The organism is Kluyvera sp. CHPC 1.251, from assembly GCF_036759945.1.
In the GTDB taxonomy this organism is placed as follows: domain Bacteria; phylum Pseudomonadota; class Gammaproteobacteria; order Enterobacterales; family Enterobacteriaceae; genus Kluyvera; species Kluyvera sichuanensis.
Genome location: NZ_JAPKIC010000022.1, coordinates 1 through 11420, shown reverse-complemented (window position 1 = coordinate 11420; position 11420 = coordinate 1). Strand labels below are relative to the sequence as shown.

At 50.0% G+C, this 11420-nt stretch carries 12 protein-coding genes and 1 tRNA gene; 8 read left to right on the top strand and 5 right to left on the bottom strand.

Annotated elements, in window-relative coordinates; genetic code table 11:
* Positions 1-112 precede the first annotated feature (112 nt).
* Positions 113-189: transfer RNA gene (locus tag V6940_RS22465), tRNA-Asp, on the top strand.
* Positions 190-354: 165 nt separating this feature from the next.
* Positions 355-1158: a 2,5-didehydrogluconate reductase DkgB gene (gene dkgB, locus V6940_RS22460; protein WP_333497387.1), complete on the top strand. Its 804-nt coding sequence runs from the start codon at positions 355-357 to the stop codon at positions 1156-1158.
* A gap of 134 nt (positions 1159-1292) precedes the next feature.
* Here the strand turns inward: dkgB and yafC are convergent, their stop codons facing one another.
* Positions 1293-2186: a DNA-binding transcriptional regulator YafC gene (gene yafC / locus V6940_RS22455; RefSeq protein ID WP_333497386.1), complete on the bottom strand. Its 894-nt coding sequence runs from the start codon at positions 2184-2186 to the stop codon at positions 1293-1295.
* Positions 2187-2290: 104 nt separating this feature from the next.
* Between yafC and V6940_RS22450 the strand changes: the two genes are divergently transcribed.
* Complete coding sequence (locus V6940_RS22450; protein ID WP_333497385.1) at positions 2291-3466, top strand: MFS transporter; 1176 nt, start codon at positions 2291-2293, stop codon at positions 3464-3466.
* 141 nt (positions 3467-3607) lie between these two features.
* Complete coding sequence (locus V6940_RS22445) at positions 3608-4402, top strand: endonuclease/exonuclease/phosphatase family protein (protein ID WP_333009988.1); 795 nt, start codon at positions 3608-3610, stop codon at positions 4400-4402.
* A gap of 57 nt (positions 4403-4459) precedes the next feature.
* Here the strand turns inward: V6940_RS22445 and mltD are convergent, their stop codons facing one another.
* Both mltD and gloB read right to left on the bottom strand, forming a co-directional pair.
* The gene (mltD, locus tag V6940_RS22440) at positions 4460-5821 is read right to left on the bottom strand and encodes a murein transglycosylase D (protein WP_333497384.1); all 1362 of its coding nucleotides are present in this window, start codon (positions 5819-5821) and stop codon (positions 4460-4462) included.
* A gap of 71 nt (positions 5822-5892) precedes the next feature.
* Complete coding sequence (gloB, locus tag V6940_RS22435; protein ID WP_333497383.1) at positions 5893-6648, bottom strand: hydroxyacylglutathione hydrolase; 756 nt, start codon at positions 6646-6648, stop codon at positions 5893-5895.
* Positions 6649-6681: 33 nt separating this feature from the next.
* Here gloB and V6940_RS22430 point away from each other — a divergent pair, with 33 nt between their 5' ends.
* The gene (locus V6940_RS22430) at positions 6682-7404 is read left to right on the top strand and encodes a class I SAM-dependent methyltransferase (protein WP_333497382.1); all 723 of its coding nucleotides are present in this window, start codon (positions 6682-6684) and stop codon (positions 7402-7404) included.
* Here the strand turns inward: V6940_RS22430 and rnhA are convergent.
* On the bottom strand, positions 7401-7868 hold the full coding sequence (gene rnhA, locus V6940_RS22425; protein WP_333497381.1) for a ribonuclease HI: 468 nt from the start codon (positions 7866-7868) through the stop codon (positions 7401-7403). The genes V6940_RS22430 and rnhA overlap by 4 nt on opposite strands.
* 133 nt (positions 7869-8001) lie before the next feature.
* Positions 8002-9090, bottom strand: coding sequence for a type 1 fimbrial protein (locus tag V6940_RS22420; protein WP_333497380.1), 1089 nt, complete (start codon positions 9088-9090; stop codon positions 8002-8004).
* A 511-nt stretch (positions 9091-9601) separates the two neighbouring features.
* Between V6940_RS22420 and V6940_RS22415 the strand changes: the two genes are divergently transcribed.
* Genes V6940_RS22415 through V6940_RS22405 form a run of 3 tightly spaced genes read left to right on the top strand, consistent with a single transcriptional unit; the run spans position 9602 to position 11406 of the window.
* Positions 9602-10135: a fimbrial protein gene (locus V6940_RS22415; RefSeq protein ID WP_333497379.1), complete on the top strand. Its 534-nt coding sequence runs from the start codon at positions 9602-9604 to the stop codon at positions 10133-10135.
* A gap of 46 nt (positions 10136-10181) precedes the next feature.
* Positions 10182-10868 carry a fimbria/pilus periplasmic chaperone gene (locus V6940_RS22410; RefSeq protein ID WP_333497378.1) on the top strand — a complete coding sequence of 229 codons (687 nt, stop codon included), beginning with the start codon at positions 10182-10184 and terminating at the stop codon, positions 10866-10868.
* On the top strand, positions 10822-11406 hold the full coding sequence (locus tag V6940_RS22405; RefSeq protein WP_333497377.1) for a FimD/PapC N-terminal domain-containing protein: 585 nt from the start codon (positions 10822-10824) through the stop codon (positions 11404-11406). Before V6940_RS22410 ends, V6940_RS22405 begins: the two co-directional genes overlap by 47 nt.
* Positions 11407-11420 lie beyond the last annotated feature (14 nt).

The window sequence follows — 11420 nt, the reverse complement described above, 5'->3', positions numbered from 1 at the left end:
CCGTAGCGCCGATGGTAGTGTGGGGTCTCCCCATGCGAGAGTAGGGAACTGCCAGGCATCAAATTGCAGTAAACCGGGATGAATAATCCGGGTAGTGACAAAGAAATTCGGTGGAGCGGTAGTTCAGTCGGTTAGAATACCTGCCTGTCACGCAGGGGGTCGCGGGTTCGAGTCCCGTCCGTTCCGCCACTTATTAAGAGCCCTGAGCATAATTGCTCAGGGCTTTTTCTTTGTCTGTAGTCTAATTATTGCTGTTTTAGCAAAAATCCTCTGCGTTTAACGATCTTTTTCCCGATCCTCTCATTCGTCATAATGGTTTTCGTTAACCAATATTGATAAATAAAGAGGAAAATCATGACAATCCCTGCACTTGGCCTCGGCACCTTCCGCCTGAAAGATGATGTTGTTATCGCGTCCGTTAAAACTGCCCTCGAGCTGGGCTATCGCACTATCGACACCGCACAAATCTATGACAATGAAGCGGCCGTTGGTCAGGCCATTGCTGAAAGCGGTGTTGCACGTGATGAACTGTTCATCACCACCAAGATCTGGATCGAAAACCTGAGCAAGGACAAGCTGATTGCTAGCCTGAAAGAGAGCCTGCAGAAGCTGCGTACCGACTATGTTGATCTGACGCTGATCCACTGGCCATCACCGAATGACGCCGTCGCGGTAGAAGAATTCATGGCTGCGCTGCTGGAAGCAAAACAGCAGGGCCTGACACGTCAGATTGGTATCTCCAACTTCACTATTCCGCTGATGGAACGCGCTATTGCTGCCGTTGGCGTCGAAAATATTGCGACCAACCAGATTGAGCTGTCCCCATATCTGCAGAACCGTAAGGTAGTGGATTGGGCAACAGAGCATGGTATTCACATCACTTCTTACATGACGCTGGCCTATGGTAAAGCGCTGAAAGATGAAGTGATTGCTCAAATTGCGAAGAAACATAATGCAACGCCAGCACAAGTTATTCTGGCCTGGGCAATGGGCGAAGGCTATGCGGTGATCCCATCTTCAACCAAGCGTGAAAACCTGGCGAGTAACCTGCTGGCGCTGGATCTGAAATTAGATGCTGACGATAAAAAAGCGATCGCTGCGCTGGATTGCAACGACCGCCTGGTAAGCCCGGAAGGTCTGGCTCCTGAGTGGGATTAACTACGCGATAAACCCAGTATCACGGGCTACAACCCTCAAGTAGCCCAAATGGGTAATGTAACTCGGCCGGGCTGCAACCCTCTGGTAGCCCGGCCGAGGCGTTTACGCCGACTCCGGGACCCCCCATTGCCGTATTACTGATTGCCTTTCACATACTCGCTAAGAAAATCAATAAATGCCCTGATACGCGTACTCACCGCACGGTCGCTGTAGTACACCGCGCTAAATGGCATCTCTACCGGCAACCGTTTATCGGCCAGCAGTTCAACAAACTCCCCGCTAGCAATCTCTTTATCCACCATATAGTCCGACAGACAGGCAATACCGTTACCGTGTAAACAGAGCTGTTTAAGCGTCTCACCGCTGTTTGACGAAATACCACCGCTAATCTCCATAAACTGGCCGTCACAGCAGTAAACAGGCCAGGTATTCAGCGAGGATGGTTCCGTAAAGCCCAAACAAAGATGTTCTTTGAGGTCGACAACGTTCTCTGGCTTACCGTAGCGGGCAAGATACTCCGGCGAGGCAATAATCTTCCTGTAGCTGCTAAATAGCGGACGAGCGCGCAGACTGGAATCCGTCAGGGTTCCAGCGCGGATCGCAACATCTACCTTACGCTCAATCAAATTGATAAAGGTTTCGGAGGAAACCAGCGAAAGCGTCATTTCCGGGTAACGTTCACGGAAGGGCTTCACCAGTGGCATCAGGAAATGCAGCATCACCGGTGTGGCGGCATCTACGCGCAATAGGCCTCGCGGCGTGTTGCGCGTATCCAGCAGCTCGTTCTCGGCCGCTGCCATCTCCTGCAACACAACCTGCATGCGGCGGAAATAACGCTCTCCCTCCTCGGTCAGGCTCAGCTGACGCGTGGTGCGGTTAAGCAGGCTCACGCCGAGCTTTGATTCCAGCTTCTTCACTGCCCGGCTCACCGCCGAGTTGGCCTGCCCGAGTTGTTCAGCAGCACGGCTGAAGCTGCCGCTTTCCACTACCGCCACGAAAATGGCAATTTCTTCTGATGTCGCTCTCATTATTGCACCTGAAGCAAAATTCTATTGAGATTTTGAATATTTTTGTTATTTAAACACCCAGGCATACTACGTGTCATCTTAATACTGATGATGTGGAGTAAATTATGCCGCTGGCGCTTCTAGCCTTAACGATCAGTGCCTTCGCAATTGGCACAACCGAATTTGTCATTGTTGGCCTGGTGCCGACGATTGCTGAACAACTCGCCATCTCTCTGCCTTCCGCAGGGATGCTGGTCTCTATTTATGCCCTGGGCGTTGCTATTGGCGCGCCGGTGCTGACGGCGTTGACGGGTAAACTGCCGCGTAAACAACTGCTTCTGGCACTGATGGTGCTGTTTACTATCGGTAACCTGCTAGCCTGGCAGGCACCAGGGTACGCCACTCTGGTTGTCGCACGTTTGCTGACCGGTCTGGCTCACGGCGTCTTCTTCTCCATTGGGTCGACCATTGCGACCAGTCTGGTGCCTAAAGAAAAGGCGGCATCAGCAATTGCCATTATGTTCGGCGGCCTGACCGTTGCGCTGGTGACCGGCGTACCGATGGGGACATTTATCGGCCAGCACTTTGGCTGGCGGGAAACCTTCCTTGCTGTTTCTCTGCTCGGTGTGATTGCCCTGATTGCCAGTGCGGTACTGATCCCGCGTAATATTCCAGGGCGTGCGCCTGCAAGCCTGGCAGATCAGGTGAAAGTACTGACTCACCCGCGTTTACTGATGATTTACGCCATTACGGCATTAGGTTATGGCGGCGTCTTTACGGCCTTTACCTTCCTAGCGCCGATGATGCAGGACCTGGCCGGCTTTACGCCGAGCGCAGTGAGCTGGATCCTGCTGGGCTATGGCGTGGCGGTAGCGATTGGGAACATCTGGGGCGGTAAATTGGCGGATAAACACGGCGCAGTACCGGCACTGAAGTTTATCTTCGCGGCGCTGGCAGCACTGCTGCTGGTGTTCCAGTTCACGGTATCCATTCAGTACGCAGCGCTTGCCACTATTCTTGTGATGGGCGTCTTTGCCTTCGGCAACGTACCGGGTTTACAGGTTTATGTCGTGCAGAAAGCGGAGCAATACACCCCGGCCGCAGTAGACGTAGCCTCTGGTCTGAATATCGCCGCCTTTAACGTCGGGATTGCCATCGGTTCCGTAGTAGGTGGCCAGACGGTAGAGCATTATGGTCTGGCACAAACGCCGTGGATTGGTGCACTGATTGTTGTGGGTGCATTGTTGCTGACTGGCCTGAGCGGTCGCCTGGATAGGCCTGCACGCATCGCGCTGGGGTAAGGCTTAAGAGTAAGCGAGCGCTTACAGAAGTTCACGCAGCTTTATCACAAATAGCGTTGAAACCGTGGGCAAAAGCCCCTATAACAGAAGAACCTTCCTGGAATCAGGCGGGTTCTTTCGTTATTGAGGTTATAAAAGAAAGTGCGAAAAAATACCTACGCCATGCGCTATATTGCCGGACAGCCAGCGGAGCGAATTCTGCCTCCACCCGGCGCTTATACCAGCATTAGCCAGGCACTCTCGGTGGGTAAGCCGTTAAGCACGGAAGAAAACATTCGCATCCTGGTGTGGAACATCTTTAAGCAGCAACGGGCTGAATGGCTGTCGGTGCTGAATAAGTTCGGTAAAGATGCCCATCTGGTCCTGTTACAGGAAGCGCAGACGACGCCAGAGCTGGTAAAGTTTGCGACCACTAACTATCTTGCCGCCGATCAGGTTCCCGCGTTCGCGCTGCCGCATCACCCCTCAGGTGTGATGACGCTGTCTGCTGCCCATCCCATTTACTGCTGCCCATTGCGCGAACGCGAGCCGATACTGCGGCTGGCCAAGTCGGCGTTAGTGACCGTTTACCCACTTCCTGACGCGCGCCTGCTGATGGTCGTCAACATTCATGCGGTTAACTTTAGCCTCGGCGTGGACGTCTATAGCAAGCAGCTGATGCCTATCGGTGAACAGATTGCCCAGCACAGTGGCCCGGTGATTATGGCAGGGGACTTCAACGCCTGGAGTCGTCCGCGTATGAATGCGCTATACCGGTTCGCTCGCGATATGTCGCTGCGCCCCGTTCGTTTTGATGATGATCAGCGCCGTCGCGCGTTTGGTCGTCCGTTGGACTTTGTTTTCTACCGTGGGCTAAGCGTGGCGGATGCCTCGGTTCTGGTCACTAAAGCTTCCGATCATAATCCGTTGATTGTGGAATTTAGCCCGGCAAAATAGGGCGAGGGAAATGAAAAAGGCACCGGGGGAAACGGTGCCTTTTTTAATGGTTGCCTGTCAGGAATCAGGACGGTCGTTGTTTTTCACAAACAACGTTAGCTGATCGCCAGGCTGCAGATTGTCAGTATCGCGGTTCCAGCGCATCACATCTTTGATGTTCACGCCGTGGCGCTTGGCAATGCTCGAGAGCGAATCACCTTTGCGTACGCGGTACGTAATACTGCTGTTATCAGCAAGACGCGCAGCGCTGCTGCCCGCACCCACCGTTAAGCTCTGACCGACTTTCAGACTGCTGCCACGCAGGTTATTCCACTGCTGTAGATCTTTCGCGTTCACGCCTAAACGTGAAGCAATACCTGACAGCGTGTCACCTGAGCGTACCTTATAGCTACGGCTGGTCATCGGTGTGTTGTCAGCAACCAGCGTGGGCTGGAGGTCGGCAATCTCACCGGAGGCCAGGGATTCACGCAGCTGATCCGCATGCTTCTGTGGCACCATCACGTACTTCGGGCCGCTTGCACCGAGCGTAGAGCCTTTGACGCCCGCGTTAAAGGTCTTCAGCTTGCTGACGGGCATACCTGCCATATCGGCCAGCTGTGAGATCTCTACTGGACTATCAACGCGTACGCGAGCCAGTGCACGGCTTTCATCTGCGGTAGGCAGACGAACGCCATAGCGTTTGCTGTTTTTGAGGATGTCGCTCAAAGCCAGCATCTTCGGTACGTATAATTTTGTTTCCTGAGGCAACGGCAGTGACCAGAAGTCGGTGGGTTTACCACGGGACTTGTTCACCTTCATTGCTTTCATTACACGGCCTTCGCCGCTGTTATACGCCGCCACGGTTAATAACCAGTCGCCGTCGAACATTTTGTTCAGACGCTGCATCATATCCAGTGCTGCTGTTGTGGAAGCAACAACATCACGACGTGCGTCATAACTGCGGGTCTGTTTCAGACCGTAATTTCGCCCTGTGCTCGGAATGATCTGCCAAATGCCTGCGGCATTGGCACCAGACGTTGCGTGCGGGTCAAAAGCGCTCTCCACTATGGGTAGTAATACCAGTTCCATTGGCATGTTACGTTTCTTAACTTGCCCGGCTATCCAGTACATATACGGCTCTGCCCGTAAAGTTACATCGTGGAGATAGCTCTTATTTCGTAAATACTTCTGTTTCTGTTCGCGAACCCGGGCGTTATCCGGGATTCCCATCTTTAGCTCGTCGCCAATGTAAGCCCACAAATCCTGGTTCTGCATGTCGAATGTCCCATCGTCCATCCAACGTGCCTGATTTGCGAACTTACCTGCTTCCCCTTGACTAGCCGCAGAAAGGCTCTGTGCGTGCTGTTGGACGTTACCCTGCTGTGAAGCCTGGCAACCCACGAGCAGGACAGAGGCGAGTAATATCGCTTTTGCCTTCATGTGTGTGTCAATAGTTGCTTAAAAGACGACCGATGATAACGACGAACTTTCGAAAACGCAACCCGGAAGTATCAGAAGTTATCTTTCTTTGCCCGTAACCAGGCAAAACGCTGCTCAGATTGTAGCAACTTTGTTTCTTTCTCTATTTCGTTAATTAAATCAATATCATCCGTTCTTAAAAAGAGATTAATCTGGCGCTCTTTTTTCAGAGTTGTGGGGAGTGTAATTTGTTTTTTCGCACGTAACTCCTTCACTTCTCGATAGTATTCGTTAATGAACAAATCATGCGGTAAAACGCTCAGTGCGAAGGTCATATTGGAGAGCGTGTACTCATGGGCGCAACAAATCAGCGTCTCTTCGGGTAGCATGTTAATTCTCTGCAACGACCGATACATCTGGCTTGGTGTACCTTCAAAAAGACGCCCGCAGCCCCCGGAAAACAGGGTATCACCGGAAAAAAGCCACGGGGCGCTATAGAAACAGACATGTCCTAAAGTGTGGCCCGGCGTGGCGAGAACGTGAAAATCCTGGTTGAGGATGTGAATACAGTCGCCATCGGCCACTATTTTTGTTGCCCCTTTGTTGTGAGTCTCTTCAGGGCCATAAACAGCAATATTCGGATAAGACTTAACGAGATCGCCGACGCCGCCGACATGATCGTTGTGGTGATGCGTTAACAGGATCGCTTCTGGATGCCAGTTATTCGCTTTGATCGCCTCAAGTACCGGCGCGGCATCGCCCGGATCGACGATCAAACAACGGCCCGTTTCATCATTAAGAACCCAGATGTAGTTGTCCTGAAAGGCCGGAATACTGTTAAGATTCATTTGTTACCTCTTAAACGCGTAGGGAAAGTTGTGATGAAACCGGCAAGGATACCTCAAACAGTCTCAGCGCCTGTCTCGTGGGCGGAAATGCCCTGGGGTGAATATTATCGCGAGGCTATCGATCGTCAACTGAAACCCTGGTTGGGCAAGCTGTACGGTTTTCACCTGCTTAAGGTGGGAAACCTCAGCGCAGAGATCAACACTGAAGCCTGCGCTATCTCTCATCAGGTCAATATTTCGCTGGAAGGCAATCCGATGCAGGTGAAAGCCGACCCTCTGCACTTGCCATTTGCGGAGAAATCTGTGGATGCCTGCCTGTTATCGCACACGCTGCCATGGTGTAGCGATCCTCATCGCCTGCTGCGTGAAGCCGACCGCGTGCTCATCGATGATGGCTGGTTGATTATCACCAGCTTTAACCCGGTGAGCCTGATGGGGCTGCGTAAACTGGTTCCCGTGCTGCGAAAATCCACGCCCTACAATAGCCGGATGTTTACCCTGATGCGTCAACTGGATTGGCTTGCGCTACTGAATTTTGAAGTGATGCACCAAAGCCGGTTCCAGGTGCTTCCTTGGGCAAAACAGGGCGGGGCGTTGCTTAGCACGCATTTACCGGCGTTGGGGTGTCTGCAGGTGATCGTGGCGCGCAAGCGGACGATTCCGCTTACGCTTAACCCGATGCGGCAGAATAAAGCCAAAAACCGCATTCAGCAGGCCGTAGGCGCGACGCGACAGTATCGTAAACCGGACGCTTAAGCCTCCGGCTGATAACCTACATCGTCCTGTGTTGGTGAGTTGGCGGCCGTGCGCGCCAACTCGTCGCAGCGTTCGTTTTCCGGGTGGCCGGCATGGCCTTTAACCCACTCCCAGCGAATCTCATGTTTGCCAAGGGCCGTGTCCAGCCGCTTCCAGAGATCGACGTTTTTCACCGGCTTTTTATCCGCCGTTTTCCAGCCGCGTTTTTTCCAGTTGTGGATCCACTGAGTGATCCCCTGGCGAACATACTGGCTGTCAGTGCTCAGCACCACGGTGCACGGCTCTTTCAGCGCTTCAAGCGCCACGATGGCCGCCATCATTTCCATGCGGTTATTGGTGGTCAGACGGTAGCCTTCGCTGAAGGTTTTCTCCCGCTGCTGGTAGCGTAGAATGGCGCCATACCCACCCGGACCTGGGTTACCGAGGCAGGAGCCATCGGTGAAAATTTCTACCTCTTTCAGCATCTCTGGTAGATTCCCTGTAATTAAAGTTTAACTTAGGCACTAAATATTAGATCTGAAATACATGGATGTCAGACGTATAAATATTATGGTGTTATAGAATATCAACGCTGAGAATGATACCCGCTTATTCTGATTAGTTGTAGGTAAAGGTCAGTGTCCCACTGGCATTGGCTTCACCACCGGTAATCGTTGAGCCGGTTTTATAGTATTGGCTGGTAAAAACTAAGTCTTGTGTCCCATCTGCACCCTGAGGGTCAGCCGGGTTTGTGAACACGCTGTAGCTGGCATCCGCGCTGGTATTGGTGACCTTCGTCCTCTGGGATTTAAATAGCGAAATGTCGGTATTCAGCGGTAAGACGGTACCGTTTAGCGCTAATTGTACGCCCACGCCCGTTGCGGTAGTGCTGCCTGGCGTCAGTGCGATGACGCTGCCATCAGGGTTATCCCCCTCAGCGGCCGTTGCCGAAACTCTCATCGTCACGTCAGTACCTGGCTCACAGGTCAGATTAAGCGTTTGAGCTGCCGAGCCGGCTGTGCTGGAGCCGTTAAAGGTATTACTTTCCACGGTACCCATTGCAAAGTTTAAGCTAGTCGCATCGACTGAACAGCCCATTGGTGTCAGCTCGATAGCCATTGTTGCGCTTAAGTTGAATTGGGATATTACGATCGCAGAACTGGAGGCATCATCATCAACGTACAGTTCTGCGATGTTGCCACTGAAGGTCAATGGACGATTGTTGGGTATTGCTCCCCCGGTTGCGACAAGCTGTAATTGGTACTGAGGGGTATAATATCCCGACGTCCACTGGTTAAATATGCCGCCACCATTGACTATCTGGACGCGGCTATCCCCGATGTAGTGCGTACTGGAGTCTCCGATAAATCTGCCGTCTGCTTCGGTGTTTATCCATGCTTTAATTCTAAAGCCAATTCCTGCGACGCCCGTCTCATAGATATGATCGCTGGTCAGCGCATGGTCATTGTAGGCATCCCCCCAGGGAAAAGAAATATAAGCGTTATAATAACAGGATGATAAAGACGCTCTTGAGCCCGAGAGTTTCCCTGAGTCGTACAAAACGGTTCCCGCGGAATAGCTACCCGATTTGACGAGTACCTTAGGTGGCAGTTGTACATAAACATAATTTATACCTGATATCTCACACTGCGCCCAGGCACCGGTGGAAAATAGCAAGAGTACAAGCATCATTAACTTTCTTTTCATTGGTAAACCCAACCGACGTTAAATGAAAATGGTAACAAGATAAATTTCACGTGAATGATGGTGTTGCTTTATATGTTTTAATTATGTCCGTATCGGGACTTATCGTTTTAGTGAATGAATTGGGTAATGAATTACTGGATTAGTATGAATATTTATAGTGTCATTATCAACAGGGCTTTAAAGTGTTATTGGTTGTGATTATATAATGGTGTTGTAACTTAAAATAAACAATATGATTGTGATTTTGGGAAGTGGTTGTTTTATAAAAAGAATGGCTTTTGTTGATTTGCTGATATTAGTGGTGTTAATTTTTCTTAATTCTGCTTTTTAATTAACTAATGTCTTAGATTCTTGAAGAGGGTTTATTTGCCAGGATAATATCTTTAGGGGATTTGCTATTGTCATTTACAAAAGTGGCATCCAGCAGATGGTGAGTAAGGTACCTCAACAACCCCAAATGGAATTGTTCAGCTAAATGGATGGCTGATAAGTAAATTAGGAAGATAATATTATGGAAAAGAAATTATTAGCTTGTTTGTTTGCGGCGTTAGTCGGCGGCGGATTGGCTTCAGTTGCACGCGCAGATAGCAATACCATCCTGTTCACAGGCACGGTATCCGATACAACTTGTACGGCGAGCATTGATAGCGGCGTTTCAACGGTTGAAATGGGGACCGTATCAGTCGCAGACCTGAATACCTATACTTACAGTGCTGCGAAAAACTTCTCGTTTAACCTGGCCGATTGTCCTGATACTGAGGATGGGGGCACCACCACTGCTAAGGTTACCTTTGGCGGAGCTTCTGATACGAATAATCCGGATTACTTCTTAAACCAGGCAAGTACTGGCGCTGCATCTGGCGTAGCGGTCGGCGTATTTGATAGTGCAGGCAACGCGCTGAAAAACAACGTTGAAGGCCAGGCTGTAGATATCAGCAGTGGTGCCGCTACCATTCCATTTACGGCAAAAATGGTTAAAACGGGGGCTACAGTAACCAAAGGTGCTGTTCAGACAACAGTAACCTATAACGTTACCTATTATTGATATATGAATAAAAGGGAGACATATGTTCTCCCTTTCCAGGTGTAACATGAAGAAATTCTTATGTATAATCGCTATTTTATTTGTATCAAGCGCGCAGGCCAGTGTTGTCATTGGCGGCACTCGTCTGATCTTTAATGGTGCGAATAAAGTAGCGACAATTACTGTTGAAAATAAAGATAAAGTCACGAATATCGTTCAGTCATGGATAACATCACTGGAGCCAACGTCAGCCAAACAGAATCTATTTGTGGCAACCCCACCGCTATTTAAATTGAAAGCCAGTGAACAAGGCACGGTTCGCATTGTTCGCACAGGCGGAACATTACCTGAAGACCGTGAATCCATGTTTTGGCTTAATGTTAAAGGTATTCCGGCTTCAGAAAATATTGCTGATAAGAACGTTGTGCAATTCGCCATAAATTCAAGAATTAAGCTGATATACAGACCATCATCCTTGCAGGATGCAAATGTAGAAGACTATGCCAGTAAGTTACAATGGAGCCAGGATGGTGATGGTGTGAAGGTGAATAACACCAGTCCAATGTATTTGAGTTTTTCTAAAGTTACTGTTGATGGAAAAGATGTTTCTGGTTCGTGGTTTGTCGCGCCGTTTTCAACGCTAAGGATACCAGTGTTGGGCGCTAGTAAACGCTTAGGGAATAGAGCGGTAATATGGAGTGTCATTAATGATTACGGCATGTCAGGGAAGAAATACACAGGCAGCACCGGCTAGCCTTTCATCATGCAGTAATATTTTTGTTGTTAATATCTATACGCTTATTTTACTGGGCTGCGTGAGCTCATCTGTGTCGGCTGAAGAATATTTTAACCCTCATCTTCTCGAAGTTGAAGGTTCTCAGTCTACGTCGGTGGATCTGTCATATCTTACCCAGGAGGTGCCGCCTCCTGGTGAATATAACCTTGATGTTTATGTAAATAGTCAGTTTATTGCTTCAAAACTCTTAACATTTAAGCAGATGGATGCCAGGGATAAGTCATCCGTTCAGCTCTGCATTAACATTCAGGATCTTAAGGATTGGTTTGTTAAAACTGAAGATTTTGACGCATTATCCAGTGCGGATTCTGAGTGTGTGAAATTAACTGCTTACCCAGAAGTGAAGGTGAACGTCTCCCTGTCGCGGCAGCGGGTCGATCTTACTATTCCACAAGCCATGATGCTTAACCTGCCAAAAGGTTATGTTCCTGAAAGCCGATGGGAAAAAGGGATTATGAATCGCCACGGGTTTAACAGACACCTCAGAGTCATTTAAGATGACTTAAAGAG